Annotated in this window: 20 protein-coding genes and 1 tRNA gene; 9 read left to right on the top strand and 12 right to left on the bottom strand. The window is 45.0% G+C overall.

The genetic code is table 11. The features are described from left to right. From tes to purB, 4 genes are all read right to left on the bottom strand, one after another. On the bottom strand, positions 1-1,746 hold the full coding sequence (gene tes / locus MSED_RS00105; RefSeq protein WP_011921166.1) for a tetraether lipid synthase Tes: 1,746 nt from the start codon (positions 1,744-1,746) through the stop codon (positions 1-3). Positions 1,747-1,813: 67 nt separating this feature from the next. Next, positions 1,814-2,755 carry a thiamine-phosphate kinase gene (locus MSED_RS00100; RefSeq protein ID WP_011921165.1) on the bottom strand — a complete coding sequence of 314 codons (942 nt, stop codon included), beginning with the start codon at positions 2,753-2,755 and terminating at the stop codon, positions 1,814-1,816. A 14-nt stretch (positions 2,756-2,769) separates the two neighbouring features. After that, positions 2,770-2,855 (bottom strand) — tRNA-Thr (locus MSED_RS00095). Between the two features lie 23 nt (positions 2,856-2,878). Next, entirely contained in the window at positions 2,879-4,255 is a 1,377-nt protein-coding gene (gene purB, locus MSED_RS00090; protein ID WP_011921164.1) for an adenylosuccinate lyase, read from the bottom strand. 50 nt (positions 4,256-4,305) lie between these two features. Between purB and MSED_RS00085 the strand changes: the two genes are divergently transcribed. From MSED_RS00085 to MSED_RS00065, 5 genes are all read left to right on the top strand, one after another. After that, positions 4,306-5,304 (top strand): formate--phosphoribosylaminoimidazolecarboxamide ligase, encoded by a 999-nt coding sequence (locus MSED_RS00085; protein ID WP_011921163.1) that lies wholly within the window; start codon positions 4,306-4,308, stop codon positions 5,302-5,304. Continuing rightward, positions 5,301-6,344, top strand: a complete 1,044-nt coding sequence (locus MSED_RS00080) for a formate--phosphoribosylaminoimidazolecarboxamide ligase family protein (protein WP_011921162.1) — start codon at positions 5,301-5,303, stop codon at positions 6,342-6,344. The genes MSED_RS00085 and MSED_RS00080 overlap by 4 nt, the downstream gene beginning before the upstream one ends. A gap of 135 nt (positions 6,345-6,479) precedes the next feature. Further along, entirely contained in the window at positions 6,480-7,493 is a 1,014-nt protein-coding gene (locus MSED_RS00075; RefSeq protein ID WP_011921161.1) for an adenylosuccinate synthetase, read from the top strand. 1 nt (position 7,494) lies between these two features. After that, positions 7,495-8,901: an NAD(P)/FAD-dependent oxidoreductase gene (locus MSED_RS00070; RefSeq protein WP_011921160.1), complete on the top strand. Its 1,407-nt coding sequence runs from the start codon at positions 7,495-7,497 to the stop codon at positions 8,899-8,901. 45 nt (positions 8,902-8,946) lie between these two features. Beyond that, a complete protein-coding gene (locus tag MSED_RS00065; protein ID WP_011921159.1) occupies positions 8,947-9,912 on the top strand; it encodes an Lrp/AsnC family transcriptional regulator in 966 nt (321 codons plus the stop codon). Here the strand turns inward: MSED_RS00065 and MSED_RS00060 are convergent. The 6 genes from MSED_RS00060 to MSED_RS00035 all read right to left on the bottom strand — a co-directional run bounded on the left by MSED_RS00060 (position 9,905) and on the right by MSED_RS00035 (position 15,051). Continuing rightward, the gene (locus MSED_RS00060; protein WP_225938916.1) at positions 9,905-10,693 is read right to left on the bottom strand and encodes a prephenate dehydratase; all 789 of its coding nucleotides are present in this window, start codon (positions 10,691-10,693) and stop codon (positions 9,905-9,907) included. The genes MSED_RS00065 and MSED_RS00060 overlap by 8 nt on opposite strands. A 78-nt stretch (positions 10,694-10,771) precedes the next feature. Further along, a complete protein-coding gene (gene ilvA / locus MSED_RS00055; RefSeq protein WP_011921157.1) occupies positions 10,772-11,980 on the bottom strand; it encodes a threonine ammonia-lyase in 1,209 nt (402 codons plus the stop codon). A gap of 26 nt (positions 11,981-12,006) precedes the next feature. After that, positions 12,007-12,516 (bottom strand): HIT family protein, encoded by a 510-nt coding sequence (locus MSED_RS00050; RefSeq protein ID WP_011921156.1) that lies wholly within the window; start codon positions 12,514-12,516, stop codon positions 12,007-12,009. Between the two features lie 34 nt (positions 12,517-12,550). After that, complete coding sequence (gene radA, locus MSED_RS00045; protein ID WP_011921155.1) at positions 12,551-13,525, bottom strand: DNA repair and recombination protein RadA; 975 nt, start codon at positions 13,523-13,525, stop codon at positions 12,551-12,553. 66 nt (positions 13,526-13,591) lie between these two features. Beyond that, a complete protein-coding gene (locus MSED_RS11770) occupies positions 13,592-14,062 on the bottom strand; it encodes a hypothetical protein (protein WP_011921154.1) in 471 nt (156 codons plus the stop codon). Beyond that, positions 14,041-15,051, bottom strand: a complete 1,011-nt coding sequence (locus MSED_RS00035; protein ID WP_011921153.1) for an RsmB/NOP family class I SAM-dependent RNA methyltransferase — start codon at positions 15,049-15,051, stop codon at positions 14,041-14,043. The genes MSED_RS11770 and MSED_RS00035 overlap by 22 nt, the downstream gene beginning before the upstream one ends. Here MSED_RS00035 and cyaB point away from each other — a divergent pair, their 5' ends adjacent. From cyaB to MSED_RS00015, 4 genes are read left to right on the top strand one after another with little or no spacing between them, the layout of a single operon-like run. Further along, positions 15,052-15,600 carry a class IV adenylate cyclase gene (cyaB, locus tag MSED_RS00030; protein ID WP_011921152.1) on the top strand — a complete coding sequence of 183 codons (549 nt, stop codon included), beginning with the start codon at positions 15,052-15,054 and terminating at the stop codon, positions 15,598-15,600. Beyond that, positions 15,581-16,384 carry an SAM hydrolase/SAM-dependent halogenase family protein gene (locus tag MSED_RS00025; protein WP_011921151.1) on the top strand — a complete coding sequence of 268 codons (804 nt, stop codon included), beginning with the start codon at positions 15,581-15,583 and terminating at the stop codon, positions 16,382-16,384. The genes cyaB and MSED_RS00025 overlap by 20 nt, the downstream gene beginning before the upstream one ends. An 11-nt stretch (positions 16,385-16,395) precedes the next feature. After that, the gene (locus MSED_RS00020; protein ID WP_011921150.1) at positions 16,396-16,860 is read left to right on the top strand and encodes a nicotinamide-nucleotide adenylyltransferase; all 465 of its coding nucleotides are present in this window, start codon (positions 16,396-16,398) and stop codon (positions 16,858-16,860) included. Beyond that, positions 16,857-17,792, top strand: coding sequence for an acyl-CoA thioesterase (locus tag MSED_RS00015; protein WP_011921149.1), 936 nt, complete (start codon positions 16,857-16,859; stop codon positions 17,790-17,792). The genes MSED_RS00020 and MSED_RS00015 overlap by 4 nt, the downstream gene beginning before the upstream one ends. A gap of 20 nt (positions 17,793-17,812) precedes the next feature. On the opposite strand, the gene MSED_RS00010 is transcribed toward MSED_RS00015, so the two are convergent. After that, positions 17,813-18,316, bottom strand: coding sequence for an endonuclease dU (locus tag MSED_RS00010; RefSeq protein ID WP_318248710.1), 504 nt, complete (start codon positions 18,314-18,316; stop codon positions 17,813-17,815). Next, positions 18,309-19,499, bottom strand: a complete 1,191-nt coding sequence (locus tag MSED_RS00005) for an ORC1-type DNA replication protein (protein ID WP_011921147.1) — start codon at positions 19,497-19,499, stop codon at positions 18,309-18,311. Before MSED_RS00005 ends, MSED_RS00010 begins: the two co-directional genes overlap by 8 nt. Between the last annotated feature and the right edge of the window lie 330 nt (positions 19,500-19,829).

Raw genomic sequence — 19,829 nt, 5'->3', positions numbered from 1 at the left:
TCACTCGTTAAAGTACTTGTACGTCTCCTTGTATATTTCTCCCTTCTCTAGAGTACTTGCAACCCTTCTATACTTCATTGCATCTCCAAGACTGTTCTCCCCATGCTTCTTTATCCAATCATCTAGAGGTATCTGATACTCCCTGAGTACTTTATCTCTGTATAGATCATTAAGAACGTTGTAGGTACAGAATGGAATTACTCTCCCATCTGGTACAACATAGTGAATATCGCATCTCATGACCCTGTTAATATCGTAATTGTAGAGGTCCATGAAGTGCATGGTTCCCAGGAACAATGTCCTGTAATGCCATTCGCCTAGAGCTTCATAGTTGTGACTTACCACCACATTATACAGCATCTTATATACATCGAAGTCCTTGGGTCCTTTCTCCTTGTCGATGAACTTCCTGACGTTATAGAGTAACTTCATCCCAATCCAGTACTTGTTAGCTCCTTCCTTGAGTTCCTCTGCTTTCTCCTTGAAGTACTCTAGAAGACCCTCTAGGTCAATGAACTTGGAAATGGGTATGAAGTGTGGTTCTCCGTTTCTCCACTCTATGTAGATATAGGTGCCAGCACCGCAACTTGGGTGATTGGCCATTTCGAATTGCTCCTTACCTGTTAAAGCCTCGACTAATCTCGAGAACACGACTGAAGTGCCTATTGGATACCAACTGTCCCTAGTGACCTCGCCGTCCGTCTGGTCCTCTATGTTCTTCAGGACTTCTGGAATGGTTATTCTAAACTTGGCCCTCATATTCCTCTTCATCATTCCTGTCAAGCTGACAGGTTGGAAGTTTATGGCTCTCACAACGTCCATATTCCTTGCAGCGAATTTCACTATATTTCCTAGATCATGGTCATTTACAGTCTTGATAACTGTGGGTACTAGAACGACGCTGGTCATCCCTGCCCTTCTGAACACTTCTAAGGTGTAAGGAACCTCCCAATGATTCTTGGGATTGGTCTTTCTGGTAGTCCCGTCAAAGCTCATGTAAACAGTGTTGACTCCTGCCTCCCTCAGGGCTATGGCGTATCTCACTGCCTTATCCGGATCAGCCATGTACATCTTGGCGAAAGTTCCCCCCCAACTGTTGAGCTGAATATGTCTGACACCTGACTCCCTGAGGAGCTTAATTACCTCAACAATATCTTCCCTAAGTGTAGGTTCGCCTCCTGTAACCTGGATAACTATGGTAGTATCCTGCCTCTTTAACTGATCTACCATGAACTTTATCTGCTCCAGTGTTGGCTCAAAGACGTAGCCAGCCTTCTCGGCATAGAAGAAGCAGTACCAACAAGACAAATCACATCTGTTAGTTATAACCAGGTTCACAAGTGCCGAGTGCTGATGATGCATTGGACATAGTCCACAGTTATAAGGACAGGGAGACTTAAGGTCAACGTAAGGAACTCTAGGACCCTTACCCTCATACTCCCAGTAATCGAACTTATAGTACATCCCCACATCTCCATAATAAAGGTCCTCAAACTCTCCATGCTCAGGACATATCTTCCTAATGTACATCTTTTCGTCCTTCTCAAATATGGTTGCTGGTAATAGCCTGTAGCAAGCAGGACACAAAGAATGCGTAACCCTGATAAGCTTCTCGTCCTGGGCAAGCTTAGGTAAAGGTCCCCCAATCTTGATGTCCCTGTCGCCAAACTTTACTTCCCCATTTTCGAATTTTGATGGCGCTGGTAGCAGTCTAAAACCCTTATTTTCTGTCTCAACTTGAGCCATGTAGATCTACACATGAAATTGCTAGGACTATATATAAGTCTATTCTCCTTACAAACTGGTTATTTGGCTAAAACCAACCCTTGAAGTTATCCCAACCGTGAACCTCGTATTTCTTTGAATTCAATCTAATTTCTGGTTCACTATCAATTACTCTTCCAATTTCTTTAACGATCACGCCATACCTTTTCATTGCGTCCAGAAAAATGGATGATGTCTCCTTCTTCACTACGAAGATCGTCTCATATTCTTCTCCTCCAGATTTTAATATTTCATTTAGACTAACTATGTTCTTATCAACTAACTCCTGTATATATTCCACTAATGGAATATTAGCAATGTCAATTCCGTGTCCAATATAGTGGGCTATTTTGTTAAGACTAACTAGAATCCCATCACTCACATCAGTTCCAAGTGCCACAACGCTACAGAGCTCCCTATGAGCACGCAAAATGGCCCTGTTGATTACAGGATGTCTAAGCTTGATCACTGAGTCTAAGGGTAGGGGAAACTTCCCACCCGAACTATACCAGAGAAAGGCGCCTGTAGTTCTTCCTAACTCTCCTGTAACATAAACTAAGTCTCCGGGTTCTGCCTTGGGTCTTGTGTTACAAACAGGATTACCAAATATCGCTATATCGATCCAGCCAGAGTCTTCTGAAGAATTTGTATCCCCTCCGCCATAGGTAGCTCCGTAATATTTTGAGGCGTCACTTATTCCCATTATCATCATCTCGGCGTTCTTAGACTCTATTTCAGGACTAAGCCCGAAAGACGATAGAACAACTAGAGGTGTAGCGCCATAGGAGACTAGATCACTCATAGCGGCAACTACTGCCTTCCATCCTAGATCATAAAAGTCCATAAAGGGCATTGTATATTTAATAGGAAATCCGTCTATTTTCAGAACAACATTTCCTTGCCTGTAGACGTCCAGGTTCACATCCGAATTTACGTACTTGGAAATGACTGTTTCAATGAAACTGTGCTCTCCTAACTCCTTTAGCTTCATCAGAATCACCAATGAGCCGCCGGCGGGATTTGAACCCGCGACCACCGGCTATCTCTCCAGGGATACGAGGCCGGCGCTCTACCAGCTGAGCTACAGCGGCATGGAAAATTTTGGCTTGGAGTATTAATGTATTACTCCCCTGGTCTCATTAAGCTCTCTTACTAGGTTCTCATAGTAATCTATAGCCCGTTGTATAAGTGTTTTATACTGGCCCAGATAGGCCTTGGGATTCAATATTCTTTCAAGCTCCTCTTGACTGAACATCGACGAGATTGTTTTGTCTTTGATGGCCTCCTCCAGGAGACTGGAATTTCCTTTTCTGGCCTCTCTGGAGATCTTGCTAACTATCTCATGGGCCTTATGCCTAGGTAAACCCTTCAATGTGAGGTTAATCATTAAGCTTTCAGCCATATTCAATCCTTTACTTAGCCGAAGATTCCTTTCCATGGCGTCTAAATTAATTCTCAAGTTAGATAATAATTCATTAAAGCTGTCTAGCATCTCGTCCATAACAAGGAAGGCGTGGGATATGATAAATCTCTCACTTGAGCTATTGGTTAAATCTCTCTCATGCCAGAGTGGAATATTTTCCAGTTCAGATACGACCATTCCTCTTAGTAACTTGGAGAGACCACTAATCTTCTCCGCAGTTACCGGGTTCTCCTTGTGGGGCATGGTACTGCTACCGACCCTGTCCCCTACTCCCTCGGCCATCTCCCCGATCTCAGGCCTCATGAGCTCCCTAACCTCTATCGCGAACCTGTCCATCACCGATCCAGCTATGGCTAGATCGCTGATCAACTCGGCAAAACCGTCCCTAGGTGCAACCTGAGTGGATATGGAGTGAGGCCTCAGGTTAAGCCTCCTCATAACCAACTCTTCCACCTTGAGTCCATCCTTTCCCCAACTCGCCATAGTACCGACAGCTCCGCTCATTTTACCCAGGACTACCCTCTTCTCGGTCTCTACCAACCTTTCCAATGACCTTGTCATCTCATACAAGTAGTTCGCGAATTTGAATCCCAAGGTGATGGGTACTGCATGTTGAGCGTGAGTCCTGCCCACCATAACCTGGTCCTGATACTTCAGGCTAAGATCTTTTAATTTATCTAAAGATTTGACGAACTTAGCCTTCAGGATGGATAGCGCATCTCTGAACATCAAGGCATAGGCAGTGTCCACTATATCGTAACTAGTTGCACCAAAATGTACGAATCTACCCGCATCCCCAGCCTTTTCTGCCATGGATACCACAAGGGCCATCACATCATGTCCAAGTTTGGCCTCTAGGTTATCCACCTCTTCGGGCGTGACGCTCTCTGAGGCTTTCTCCACCTTACCATATTCCTCCTCAGATACGTAGCCCAGTTCCTTTAGGGCGTAAAGTAACGCTAATTCAACCTTAATTCTGTACTCAATGATTCCCTCTCTAGTGAATATCCTCCTCATTTCCTTGCTACCATATCTCCAGTCTATGGGACAAACCACATCCATACTCATTGCAAGATCAAGGAAGTTTAAAAGTACATTTCCCTATTGTGAGTCCCGAAATGCTATTACTCACTCTAGCAAGCCATTCCTCGCTTCAGATTCTTCACGGGGCCAAAAGGGAAGGCTTCGAGACTGGGATAGTTGTAAATGGCAAGAGGGAAGGTTTTTACAGAAGATTCAGCTTCATAGATAACTTCTATGTGTATTCCAGTGAAGATGAGGCTGTGGAAAAGATCAATGGCACTTCCAACTCCGTTTTTGTACCACATGGAAGTCTCATCGAGTACATCGGCATGGAGAGGGTTTCACGGATAAGGACGCCCATTTTCGGTAACAGGAACTTGTTTCCATGGGAATCAAATCAATCCAAAAAAATGAAATTATTGGAGCTAAGCAATATAAAAACACCGATGAAGTTTGAAAACCCTGAGGATGTCGATAGAATGGTTATCGTGAAATTGCCAGGTGCCAAGGGTGGAAGAGGTTACTTCATAGGTAGGAATAAACAGGAGGTCAAGGAGGGGATAAGGAGGCTCCAGGAAAAAGGGCTGATCAACAACGTAGAGGAATTAATAATACAGGAATACGTGATTGGGATTCCTATGTACTTTCAATTCTTCTACAGTCCAATGCTACAGCGTGTGGAGATGACTGGGATTGATATCAGGTATGAGACCAACGTTGACGGTCTGAGGAGACTTCCAAGTGATATTAAAGCCGAGCCCACGTTCGTGGTCGCAGGCAACATCCCAGCGGTAGCCAGAGAGAGTATATTGCCTTCAGTATATGAATACGCAGAAAATTTTGTTAAAACTACAAAAAATGTGGTGCCTCCCGGGGCCATAGGTCCCTTCTGCCTTGAATCCATAGTTACGGATACCCTTGATGTGGTTGTCTTTGAGTTCTCGGGAAGGATAGTGGCCGGAACTAACCTTTATGTGGATGGGAGTCCCTACAGTTGGCTCTATTGGGATGAACCCATGAGCGTCGGAAGAAGGATAGGGAGAGAAATAAATCTAGCAATCCAAAAGAACAGGTTAAATGAGGTGACCACATGAAAATAGCGTCGGTAGCCAGCCACTCAGCCCTGGACGTGTTTGATGGTGCTAAGGACGAGGGATTTAGTACAATAGCCCTTTGTAAAAAGGGGAGAGAAAGACCATATAAGGAATTCAAGAGAATAGTTGACACTTGCATCATCCTCAACGATTTTAAGGAGATATCCAGTGACGAGATTCAGACGAGACTGATCGAGCAAGACGCGCTAATAGTCCCGAACCGAAGTATGGCAGTGTATCTAGGTTACGATGCCATAGAGGCCATGAAGGTCAAGTTCTTCGGTAATAGAATGATGCTTAGATGGGAGGAGAGGACTGGTGAAAAGAATTACTACAGGATACTTGACGAGGCTAAAATAAGGAGGCCTAAGACCCTAAGGCCTGAGGAAGTTGATAGACCTGTTATAGTCAAAATACCCGAGGCTAAGAGAAAGGTAGAAAGGGGATTTTTCTTCGCAGCTAATAGGGAAGATTTTCAGGAAAAGTTGAGGAAACTGGAGAAGGATGGGATAATAGATCAACAGGGAATATCGCAAATGGTCATAGAGGAGTTCATTTTTGGGGCTTATTTCAATATCAACTACTTTTACTCGCCAATATTTGATAGAGTTGAAATAATTAGCGTAGATAGAAGGATACAAAGCGATTGGGACTCATTTTACAGACTTCCCTCTGACATACAGAGTAAGCTGGGGAGATATCCAAGACTAATTGAGGTGGGCCACGAGCCTGCGACCATCAGGGAAAGCATGCTCGAAAAGCTGTTCGACGCGGGCTACTCGTTCGTAGAGACTACAAGAAAGCTGGAAAAGGGGGGTATAATTGGGCCTTTCACCCTTCAACTTGCAGTTACTCCAGACTTAGACATTGTGGTCTTCGACGTTGCCCCAAGGATAGGTGGCGGAACTAACGCGTACATGGGAATAGGAAGTCAATACTCTAAATTATACTTCGGCAAGCCCATCAGTCTAGGAAGAAGAATAGCCATAGAAATCAAGGAAGCTATACAGAAGAAGGAGCTGGACAAGGTTATAAGCTAGTTGATAATTAACATTTATCCACATAAAGAACTAGACTCATTATTCAATCTCTCCATTTATCGGAGATTTATCATTATAAATTCCCTACGTTAAGGTTTTTATATTATGGAAGGAGATTAACCAAAACGGTGCTTAATGCTAGATATTTTGGTTGGAGGTTTTTATGGAGACGAAGGTAAGGGGAAAATAGCATCTTATCTAGGTTTGAATGGCGGATATTCCCTAGCTGTGAGGACTGGATCCATAAATGCTGGTCATACGGTGTCATATGGAGGTAAAACATGGAAAATTAGGATAATACCTTCTGCCTTCGTTAATCCTAAGGTTAAGCTAGCTCTGGGGCCAGGGGCACTAACAAGCGTGGAGCAACTAATGAAGGAATTAAACGAAACCGGCTCAACGGATAGATTCATGATAGATCCACACGTGGGGATTATCACCCAAACTGAAGTAGAGGAGGAAAGAAAAGACGAATATCTAATGAAAGTGATAGGTAGTACGGGTCAGGGTGTAGGAACCTCTGAGGCCAAAAGAGTACTTAGAAAACTTAAACTTGCTAAGGATTTTAAAGATCTTGAGAAATATATTTCAAATGTGCCAGAGAGTGTGCTAGAGTTCATTGAGAGGGGCGAAAGGGTATTAGGTGAGGGAACTCAGGGAACTTATTTGAGTCTTTATCATGGGGAGTATCCCTTCGTAACAAGCAGGAATACTACGTCTGGAGGAGTTTTAAGCGAAATTGGGGTCGGGCCTAAATACGTGGACCAAATTATCATAATATTCAAGTCGTTTGTGACCAGAGTTGGTGAAGGCTACCTGGAGAACGAACTACCCAAGGAGAAGGCGGAGGAGATGGGTCTTGTGGAAAGGGGAACCGTTACTGGGAGAATGAGAAGAGCTGCTCCATTTAACTTAACTCTTGCTAAAAGGGCAATTCAAATAAATTCAGCCACGCAGGTTGCCATAACAAAGCTGGACGCCCTGTTCAAGGACGCCAAGGGGGTCAGAGAATACTCTAAACTACCAGGGGAAGCTAAGAGATGGGTTGAGAACGTGGAAAATGAGCTTGGAGTTCCAGTTACACTCATTGGAACCGGGGAGGACGCCCTGGATACCATAGATCTACGAAAGGAGAAGATGGGTGATTGAGATGGAGTATGACGTGGTAATTATAGGAGGAGGTCCCGCTGGCCTGTTCGCAGCATATGAGATAGCCAACGCTATGCCTAAGAACGGAGAATATAGGGTCTTGTTGTTAGACAAGGGAGTTAGGGCGTCTAGAAGGAGTTGCCCTCTGCTAACCCCCAAGGAAAAGTGTACCTTCTGCACTCCGTGTCATATAAACTACGGGCTTGGAGGTGCAGGTACGTTTAGCAGTGGAATAATAAATCTTAGGCCCGACATAGGCGGAGAACTTCACGAGATAATGAGGAGCTGGGAGAAGGCACAAAACCTGGTCAACTATATTGATGAGGTTTTCGTGAAGTTTGGCGCTCCTAAGGACAGATTATTTAGACCCAATGAGGAGAGGGTCAAGGAAGTTCAGAGAAAGGCAGCTAAGGCTGGTGCGGAATTTGTTCCGATTGTTCAGAGACATATAGGTACTGACAAGAGCCCTATTGTAATAGAGGAGATGACAAACTATGTGGAGAAAAACGGTGTAAAAATCTCGGAGCTCACGGAGGTTTACCAACTCGAGAAGAAGGGAAACATGTTCAACCTAAAGACGAATAAGGGAGAGATAGAAGCCAAAACAGTGCTAGCTGCGCCAGGTCGTTCAGGCGCGAAGTGGTTCTATGACCAGGCCAAGAGACTTGGTGTGGACATGGTATCAGGGCCACTAGATATAGGTGTTAGGGTTGAGGTGGAATCATTTATCATGGAAGACCTAACTAGCGCTGTCTGGGATCCCAAGGTTATCATGTACACCAGGAAGTATGACGACAAGGTTAGAACTTTCTGCGTGAATCCAGGAGGATTCATTATGAAGGAAGTTTACGATGATGGTACCATAGGTGTTAACGGCGAAACTTATGTGGATAAGAAAAGCAGAAATACCAACTTTGCCTTCCTCGCAACTGTAAAACTATCGGATCCCCTAGAGGATACTATTGAGTACGGAAAGAGCGTGGCCAGACTAATGACTAGACTAGGTGGAGAAAAACCAATCCTTCAGAGGCTTATAGATTTTGAGAAGGGTAGGAGAAGCACGTGGGAGAGAATAGGGAGATCCACGGTTAAGCCTACGCTTAAGGACGTGACACCTGGAGATATCAGCATGGGTATGCCTTACAGGGTAGTTGCAGACCTGGTTGAGGGTCTAGAGAGGCTAGACAACATGGCCTCTGGGATTTACTCGTCCAATACGCTCCTCTATGCTCCAGAGATAAAATATTACAGCATGAAGGCAGTTGTCGACAGTAATATGGAAACAGTGGTAGATAACTTATATGCTGCAGGAGATGGTGCTGGTCTCTCTAGAGGTATAAATATAGCCGCTGCGACTGGGGTTCTAGCAGCTAGAGGAATACTGAATAAGCTGGGAATTGATTATTGAGAGACAAATAACGGGTTTTTAATCCAGTAAACTTGCTATATAATCATGGATCTTGCCGATACCCAGATTAAGCTTCTCATGGAACTTCAATACAACTTCCCTCTCGATGAGAAACCCTTCGATATAGTAGCTGGCAAGCTGAATCTAAGAACTGACCTAGTCCTCAAGGAAACACTGAATCTTATAGATTCTGAAATTATAAAAAGAGTTGGAATGTATGTCAATTTTAGATCTAAGGGAATGGAAGGAGCGTTAATTGCCGCATCCATACCCCTAGATCAACTGGATAAGTTCAGGAGAGAAGCGCTTCACATAAGGGAACTCACGCATAACTTCATCAGGAACCATCCAAGATATAACGTCTGGTACGTCCTTAAGGCTGAATCGAAAGAAGCCTTAGAGAAGAGGGTCAGGGATCTGATGGAGGAGGTAAAAGCTGAAGACTATGTAATACTTTTCTCCAAGAGGAATCTCAAATTAAGTGTAAAGTACGATTTAATACGCGGGATCTCATGGAGCAAAAATGAGAAAACACCTGAGAAAATTCCCACGGCTGATGAACTAGGGCTAAACATGGAATTCCTGAAGGCTTTGTCCTATCCCCTTCCCATAGTAGAGAGGCCTTTCAAGGCACTTGCCGAGAGATTTGGGTATAGAGAAGCGGAACTCGTGGACTTGATTTCTGAATTAAGATCAAAGCACGTTATCAAGGATTACGGAGCCACAGTAAATGGAGAAAAGGTAGGAATTACTGAGAACGCTATGTTACTCATCAATACTGATAATATCGAAGAATCCTGTAACAGGATAGCTGAAAATCTGAACGAGGCCACGCACGTGGTGTTAAGGGAAAGCAATAAGCCCTGGGATTACCTGTGCTACTGCATGCTGCATGGTAGGAGCAAGGCAGTTATAAGGGAAGCCTCCATGAAGGCCTTGGGGATAACCGGAGCTAAAAGCTACATGCTCCTATACAGTCTTGACAATTTAAAGCCCGGAATAGTTATGTGACAGGTATTGTAGTGTAGCTTCCTACTATTTTTAGTTCCTGCGTAACCTTGGATAACTCGTCCAGAAGGCCTGTTCTCTTTGCCTCGGAAATGCTTCCCTCAAACTCCAGATAAAAATAGTAATTCCATGGAATTATCTTGGTTGGCCTAGAGTAAATCATTGACAGATTAACGTTATGCAAATAGAATTTCTCTAGGACCTTGAATAGTGAACCTGGAACGTCGGGAACTGTGAAAAACACTATGGTCCTCTCGCCAACCTCCGTCAGTTCTCTGGACACCACAAGGAACCTAGTTATATTAACCCCATCCTGGATGTTCTCCTTGAGAATTTTTAACCCGTACAACTTCGCCGCAAATCTAGAACATATCGCCGCAGATTGTTTATCCTCTAGGGCTAGTTGAGCCGCCTTAGATGTACTGTTCACTGGAATGAAATTTGTAAGTCCGAGTTTGGATAGGGTGTTTCTGGCCTCATGTATTGCGTGATTATGGGAGTAAACTTTAGTCACTGATTCCAGTTCTACGTCAGGCCTTGAGGCTAAGACTAGGTCTATCTTCATGTCTATCCTTTTGTTCACATACACTCCCTTTCTGGTGTATAGGTTATCCAATGTTTCATTAACTGGCCCCTCTAGTGTGTTTTCTACCGGAACAACCCCAATCGCATTTGTGGATAGCTTATCGAATATCTCAGATATTGAAGAGGCTTCTATATGATTTCCCTCAATTTTAAGTGCAGCCTCGTGGGAGAAACTACCCTTAGGCCCTAGATAGTAAATTCCATCTGGATCAACCAGTGAGTTCTCATAGCTTCTAGTTATTAAGAATTTCGAATGAAGAGAGGGTTGAAATAGAACCTATTCTATGAGTTTAACCTCTATATTCTCATTTTGAAGGCTTACTATGAATTTTCCTAGATCCTCTTGTTCTGCGACCTCAAACATGACATATATTTTTGTGTAACCAGGCAAAACATCACTGCTTACCCTATCGTGAACCACGTCAATTATATTTCCTCGTATTTGGGCTACGTGATTAAGAACCTTGTTAAGATAGCCAGGTTTGTCCGGAACTATTACCCTTGCCTTAACAATCCTCTTGGTCTTATACAATGTCTTATCAATTATCCTCGCCAGAAGGGACAGATCTACATTACCTCCGCTAAGGAGTGCCATAACTTTCTTCCCTCTAGCCTCAACTTTACCGCTAAGTAGCGCTGCCAATGGAGCAGCTCCTGCAGGCTCTACTACCGTCTTGCTCCTTTCCAGAAGCATCATCATAGCCCAGGCTATCTCGTCATCATCCACTAGAACTATGTCGTCTACATATTCTGAGACGATTTCAAATGTGAGGGAAGAAGGGGACTTAACCAGGATTCCGTCCGCAATAGAATAGGAGGGCTCTATATCAGTTAACCTTCCAAGTTCCTTTGAGATCTTTAACGAAGGAGAGGCGAAAGATTGAACTCCTATCACCTTAGTGTTTGGGTTAATCCCCTTTAGGGCAACTGAAACTCCAGAGATTAACCCTCCACCTCCAATGGGTACTATTACGACATCAGGTTTCTCCTTTGCCATCTCAAGCCCAGCTGTCCCTTGGCCAGCGATTATCAACGGATCATCGTATGGATGAACAAGGGTCAAGTTCCTCTCCCGTATCAACTCCTCCGCCTTCTTCATGCTCTCGTGGATGAACTTCCCGTATAGAATTACCTCGGCGCCGTAACCTTTTGTTGCCTTATACTTGGAGATAGGGGCAGTTTCTGGCATAACAATGGTGGACTTTATACCCAATGTCATTGCAGCATAGGCTACACCCTGGGCGTGATTGCCGGCAGAAACGGCTATTACGCCTCTCTTTCTTTCCTCTTCCTTCATTTCCAAGATCTTATTAAAGGCCCCTCTAACCTTGAATGAGCCAGTCTTCTGTAGGTTCTCCAGTTTTAGATAAACTTCGGACTGAGTCATTCTCGAAAAAGTAGTGGAATAGTCCACGGGCGTCTCATGGATATAGGGAGATATTCTCTCCCTTGCCCTAAATATATCATCTAGAATTTTTCGCATCATCAGTAAAACCCTGCCCTCTTCATCAATCAGCGATCGAAGACTTCTTCACCACATATTGACTTATCACTAAGCTTTTTATACGTCTCTTCTAGCGTTTCTGGAAGAACCTTTGTATTGCCTATTACCGGCATGAAATTTGAGTCCCCATTCCATCTAGGCACTACGTGAACATGAATATGTTGCTCTATTCCAGCTCCAGCTACCCTACCAATGTTAATCCCAACATTAAAACCGTCAGGAGTATAGATGTCTCTTAACGCCTTCACAGCCCTTGAGGTTAATACAATGAGTTCTGAACCCTCCTCTTGATCAAGAAGTTCAAGCGTAGGCACATGTCTATATGGGACTATCATGAGATGACCAGGGTTGTAGGGATACTTATTGAGTATGACGAAAGCTTTCTTGCCCCTGCACACGACTAAGTTCTCCTGGTCCCTCTTTTCGGTTGTAACTCTACAGAAAAGACAACTTTCCTGTTTTCCCTTAGAGGCATCCATAATATACTTAGAGCGCCAAGGCGCCCACAAATGATCCATGGAGTGTTTTATGGAAGCGGATTATTAAGAAGTTTTATTCCTCTGCGTCCCTTATACCCGTGTTGGTTATGCTAAAGACTACCTCTCCCTCTGGGAGATGAGGTGCGTCAACCATCCTAGCAATCCTTCTATTGCCCCTACTCTTCTTTATCTGAACCCTTATCCCTGGAACGTGATATAGGGTATGGCCACCCACAGCAACCGTTGGATCTCCGTAGAACATATCTGGCCTAGCCATAACTTGGTTAGTAACTATTACTGCCAAGTCATATATCTCGGCCAGTCTCACAAGCTGGTGCAGGTGCCTGTTCAACTTCTGTTGCCTAACCGCCAGGTTCTCTCTCCCTGAATACTCTGCCCTGAAATGAGACGTTATAGAGTCAACTACCACTAGTTTAATGGAGTTGTCTTTTGCTATTATATCCTGCAGTTCCTCAACTATGGCAATTTGGTGATCGGTGTTTATGGCCCTTATACTCATGATGTTCTGAAGAACCTCCTTGGGCTCAAGGCCTAGCGCAGATGCCATCGCCTTTATTCTCTCAGTCCTAAAGGTACCCTCAGTATCTATGTATAACGCCTTGCCGGAAAGTCCACCCCTTTCTGGGGGAAGCTGAACGTTAACGGAAACCTGATGGCATATCTGAGTCTTGCCCGAACCGAATTCGCCAAATAGCTCTGTCATGGTCCTTGTTTCTATACCTCCTCCTAGAAGGCCATCTAGGGCCTGGCTTCCGGTAGTTATTTTCTTAACACTCGCTCTCTCCTGTTCTATCTCTAGGGCAGTCTTGAACCTAATATCAAGGGCATCCCTAGCTTCCTTGATAATGCGTTGAGCTGTGGTTATGGGTATTCCAGCAGCGGTACTCAAATCCTGTGGAGATGCCACCGCTATGGATTCTAGGGTTGAGTAACCGGCCTCCGTGAGCTTATTAAGTACTGCCTGGCCTACGCCCGATAGATCCTTGACTGTCTTGATCCTTTTCTTCTCCTCTACTTGGTCTGCCATTTTTCCACCACTTCACCTTTTCTAAAGTTAATAGACGTGTGTCTAACAATAAATATTTGCCTATTATTAGCCCCCGCCCCTTAAATACCATCCTATATCTAGAACCGGTATTATCTCAGTACCCCTGTTCCTCCTCCTGAGAGTGACGAAGGCCACGAAATCGTTGTACCCATCGACCAGCAAAGCCCTTCTGAAATTATATACCTCCTCAACGATCACAGGCTTTCCGTAGAGTACTTTCTCAATTATTTTGTCTGGCAAGATAACCTTGTGGGAACAGGACTTAACCATGTAATCACCGAGGGGTAGGAGGGGGACCATCCCAGTTCTCTTTTTCAGGAGAAGGGGAACACCAATCATCTCAACAAGATTTCCATTCAACATGTCTATTACCCCTGGATTTACCGTAGTACCGTAGATTACATTCCGTATCTCATAGAGGTCCAGCTTTACGGGGATTTTGTCACATCCATACTCGTGAAGGACGTGAGCGAGTAAACCTGGATTAACCTTTCTCACTCTTTCCTCAGCAGGCAAACGAAAAATCCCTCCATGTGTTGCAGATGAGGATAGATCCTAAGACATTGGGTGAGTTCTGGAGAGAAGGAGAGACCCTTGAAGCTAGTTAAGCCCCTCTCTCCCGGTATTCCCTGTATCTTCTCAACCCTCATGCCTAGGTACTTAACTGCGAAATCAACTATTACCTCATCCTCTTCAGGGGCTATACTACACGTTGAGTAAACCATATATCCACCTCTTTTAAGTACCTTAAACCCAGACGCAAGGAGTGTTAATTGAGTTCGCTGAAAATTTTTCAGATCCTCCGGTTTGGTCTTGGTTTTCCTGGAAGGATCCAGGGGTATTAATCCCTCGCCCGAGCAAGGTGCATCTAACAATATCTTATCAAACTCGATTCCTAGCTTTGGGACATCCTCTCCACCCATCCACAACAGCACAACATTGGATACTCCCAACCTAGAGATATTGGATCTTATTTTTCTTAATCTTGCGGGATTCTTCTCAAGTGCCACTATTGTCCCCCTGTTATTCATCAACTGAGCCATGTGGGTGGTCTTTCCTCCAGGGGAGGAAGCCATGTCCAGAACCAGCTCACCCTCCTTGGGTGATAGGACCTCAGGAGGAATCATGGAAGCCTCTCCCTGAATGTAATAGAAACCCTTCATGTACTCCACTGTTGCCCCAAGAGTAGGCCTAGGTGGGACCTTTTCCACCCTGTATCCAAACCTGCTCCACTCAATCCTTTTGAGCGAGAAGCCCTTATCAGTTAACCGCTTCTCCAGCTTCCCGCAATCTATCTTTAGAGAATTGCACCTTATGGATTTCGTCAATGGCACGGAACAGGAGGAAAGGAAATCCTCTGTCCCTTCTCCTAGAAATTCAAGGTACCTCTCAACCATGTAGTCCAGGAAGCCATACTTCTCAGCAATTCTTTTTATATCTGGAGTGATACGATAAGTGTAAAGGAGCGAATCATTATTTTTTAGATAGGAATCAATTTCACTCATATGACCGATGTGATTGAACGTGAAATAAAAGTGAAGCTCAACGTTGACCCCCAATCCTTGATGGAAAAACTACTGCAGGACGGCTACGTATACGTGGGCAAGGAAACCCAAGAGGATATCTATCTCAACGGAGATACAAGGGACTTTAGGAAGACAGATGAGGCATTGAGGATACGGCTTGTGAACGATAAAATAGAGCTTACCTACAAGGGCCCCAAGATGGGCTCCAGGAGCAAATCCAGGGAGGAAATAACTGTCTCCCTCGACGACAAGGATAGCATGATAAGGATTCTCGAGAAGCTGGGGTACAGGGAGGCACAGAGCGTGAGAAAAACGCGCCATGTGCTGAAGAAGGGGGAGTTCAGCGTCTGCATAGACATAGTGGAGGGTTTGGGTAACTTCGTTGAGATAGAGGGAATAGACATCGACGAGGAGAAGCTACTCGACTTCTTTAAGGAATTTAAATCTAGATTTGGAATAAGTGGTGAAGTTATCACGAAATCTTACCTGGAGCTTAAGGTCGAGAAGCTTGCTAGCAGTTCTAACTGATTTCGGGATCTCCGACAACTATAACGGTGTAATGGAGGCCGTAATAAGGCGAATTAACAAGAATGTTGATGTAGTCTACATTTCACCAAACTCGAAAAATTTTAACGTGATTGCGGGGGCATATCAGCTCTACACTTCCTATAGGTATTTTAGGAAATACACCACCTTCCTTGTGGTGATAGATCCAGGGGTAGGAACTAGAAGGAGACCCCTAGCCGTGAGGACCAGAAACTACTTCTTTGTGGGTCCCGATAACGGTGTCCTCCTACCTGCGATAAGGGAGGACGGCATACTCAAGGTTCACAGCATTGATAATGAAAGGATATATCTATCTAGGGAAATATCCAATACATTTCACGGGAGAGATATTTTCTCCGTGAGCGCAGCGTTGTTGAGTAGGGGAGTTCCAATAGAGACTTTGGGAACGAGAGTGGACGAAACTGATCTCGTGAAGTTAAATCTTGAGAGTAGGAGAGAGAACGGAATGATATGCTCCAAGGTGTTCTTCGTTGACCACTTCGGTAATGTAGCCCTATCCCTGAGAAATGTCAGGATCAAACTTGGGGAAAAGGCTAAGATAAGAACCAGGGATGGAACCTTCACCGGAATTGGGGCTAGAACATTCCAGGAAGGGGGAAGCGACCTCATAATTTACCGAAACGGATATGGGTTCCTTGAATTAGGATTAAATAAGGCAGATGCTTCAGTAGTGCTTAATGTAAAAGAAGGTGATGATGTCTGCTTAGAGGAATCTATCCTGGAAGATTTCAGCCCTTTCACTTAGGCCACCTAAGCGTGGTTAAGTGGGGGTTGGAGAGGTTAGATGAGCTAATAATCCTAATTGGGAGCGCCCAAGAGAGTCACACTCTCTCTAATCCCTTCACGGCTGGGGAGAGAATTGAGATGATTAGGAGAGCCATGAAAGCCGAGGGAATACCGGGAGACAGGTACTATCTCATACCAGTACCGGATATCCTCATGAACAACGTGTGGGCATATCACGTCAAGATGTATGTTCCGTCGTTTGAGGCGGTTATAGCTAGGAACCCACTGGTACTAAGACTGTTTAAGGAAGCCGGAAGCGAGATCCTCATACCCCCCTCATTCCACAGGGAGAAGTACAACTCCACCCTAATCAGGAAGAATATGATAACAGGAGAGAAGTGGGAAAGTTTAGTTCCAGGAGAGGTATCAGATTTCATAAAGAGTATTAAGGGAGATGAACGATTAAGAGAAATAGTAGGTACTGATAAGAGGTGACGTACACGTATAGAACAGAAACTTACTATAACGTATTCCCATGGCACACTAACCACTTCGGATCGCTTCACGGCGGAATCTACATGAGCTGGCTCATAGATACTGCAGGCATTCTCATGTCATCGGTGAGCCAAGGAAACTATCTCCTGGCTTCTGTGGATTACCTCTACCTCTTCAAGCCAGCTAGATTGGGAGACATTCTGAGAGTTACTGCTGAGGCCAAGGCCTCGTGGAAAAGTTCGGTGGAAATTGAGGTAACTGGTTGTATCAAGAGGGGGAATACAGAGGAGTTGGGTGCCATAGGGTTAATGAGTTACGTCGCCGTGGATGAAAACGGGAGACCCAGACCCCTCACCGTTAAGATAGAGGGCGATGAAGGAGCCGAGAAGAGAAGAGTGAAAAGACTGGAAAGGAAGAAAATGGTCTCTGAGGACACGTCTGAACTCCTGCCTGGAATGACCTTCGGAAGAAGTTACATAAGGACCATATATCCAGAACACGGTTTCGGAAACGGTATACTTTACGCAGGGAAAATGTACATGATGCTAGATGAGGCGTTGGCCATAGTCGCGAAGATGTATTCTAAGGGTAACACTTTCACGGCGAGTGCAGGTTCGGCCGACTTCCTTGTTCCAGTGAAGATAGGTGATATACTTGAAATTCAGGGAGCAGTGGAATATACGGGGAATACTTCCCTGGATGTGGGAGCCAAGATATTTGCCATAAATCACTTCACCGGTAGCAGGAGGCTAGTATCTAGGACAGTGTTCTCCTTCGTCTCCATCGACGAGAATGGGAAACCTAGGCCCATACAGAAACTGGAACCCTCCTCAGAATACGAGAGAAGGATCATGGAGGAGAGGCTTAAGGAAAGGGAGGAAAGGATAAGCATGGGTAAGTCTCTTCAGAAGAGGACTTGCTACGATTCGTGACACGGGTACGATAACGCCAGCTAGGATTTTTCTCTCCACATGCCCACAGCCCTTCCTATGACGTGGGCATACCTTATGGGCTCCGGGTACTTGGAAATGACTTGGTACCCCTCCACGATCCTCCTCGCGTCCGCTAGATCCAGGTCAGTATAGAGGTATAGGGGGCCCCACCTAGTCTCAATCCTGGTTAACCTCTCAAGAACGCCCATTATCTCCCTCCCTCTATCATCCTGAAAATGGGCCCTCAAGGCCTTCTCAACTTCCTCTAGGTTGGGTTTATTCCCATATACCACGATGAAGTTCCTCTCTGGAATAATGTAGTTGAAGCCACCGAAAGTTATCCCGTCATACATGGTTATAACTCCCCAGTTAATTTGAGAGAAGACGTCTCTAGCATCTCTACCATCTACCGTGATAAGGCCTATCCTCAAGTCCTTAAGTCTCATTCCGTCAAAAAGAGTAACCACGAGGGGAGCCTTACCCCTCTGACCCTTATATCTCAAGGGAAAATATCCATCATCCACTCCAGAAATCAGCAAACCTTTCGTCACTCTCCAGGAGGGCTTTCAGGACTATTCCGGAGTCGACTGCCAGAACAACTTCCTTTGTCTTACCATATCTTCCCCTGTTCACCACCCTAGCTGAGATTATCCCCATCATGTCCAGTTCGTTTATTATGTCACTTGCCCTCCTCTGGGTCACAAATTCGGATCCCATCGAGGTGGCAATGTTCCTGTAAAGGTCGTAAATTTCCCCCGTGGTAAGCCTGGTATTTTTGGTTAGACCCTTAATGATGGATAACAGGACCAGCTTAGAGTGGAAGGGTAAGGTCGCGATTACCTCATACACGCGATCCCTCTCTATCTCTACCCTGGCCTTCTCAACTTCTTCCTCGCCTACCTGGTTTTTCCTCTCCCTTTCCGTGATCTCCCCGGCAACCCTAAGCAAATCTAGGGCCCTCCTGGCATCTCCGTGATCCCTGGCAGCTATGGCTGCGCATAACTTGATGATGGACTCCGATACCACTCCCTCCCTGAAGGCCAGGACTGCCCTCTTCTTGAGGATATCCTCCAGTTGTTCAGCGTTGTATGGGGGAAACACCAACTCCTCCTCTCCAAGGCTACTCCTAACCCTGGGATCGAGCCCATCTATGAACTTTACGTCATTGGTTATTCCTACGATGGAGATCTTACTCTTATGAACGTCGTAATTCACCCTGGTTAACTTGTAGAGTATATCATCACCGTGCTTCTTGACCAGTGCATCAATCTCATCCAGCACGATAATCATAACCCTTTCTGACCTCTCCAAAACCTTGACCATCCTCCTGTACAGCTCCGCCGTGGAAAGGCCCGTGAAGGGAACCTTATCCCCTAGGATCTCAATTATATCTGCCAGGATCCGGTAGGGGGTGTCGGTCTGTCTGGCGTTTATGTACACGTACTCGAAGTTATTGAGCTTCCTTTGCAGATTACTCAGAACATACTTGGTTACTGCGGTCTTTCCAGTACCTGTGAGACCGTAAATGAAGATGTTACTGGGTCTCTCCCCCCTGTACAACTGAACGAGAATGCTTGCAAGCTTCTTTATCTCATTTTCACGGTGAGGCAACTCCTCTGGGATGTAGTCGGGGAGGAGATATTCCCTGTTCTTGAAGATGGCTGAGTTCTTAACTGAGGATAACACTTCGTCGATAATGTCACTCATATTGGTTGTACTTGATCTCTACTGATTTTAAGGATTCGGACTGGCTTTAACCGGGGAGTAAATAACCCCTCTGTTTCCACTGGAGAAAGTTTGGAAAGTGGAGACACCCCTCTGTTTCCACTGGAGAAAGTTAGTGAACTAGAGAGTGGAGAGGGCGAAAGAAACGGTTTGTATAAAAGGGTGAGAGAAGAGTTGAGAAGCCAAAACCGAGTGTTTCCAGAGGAAATGAAGGGGTCTCTGCGAAGCGTGATATAATGGTTTGCAGAGGTTCAGGGAGCGTCGGTTTTGTTTCCTCTTTCTTCACTATTTCAGATATACTCATAAAATAAA

Source organism: Metallosphaera sedula DSM 5348 (assembly GCF_000016605.1).
Lineage (GTDB): Archaea > Thermoproteota > Thermoprotei_A > Sulfolobales > Sulfolobaceae > Metallosphaera > Metallosphaera sedula.
This window is presented reverse-complemented; position numbering and strand designations above follow the sequence as displayed.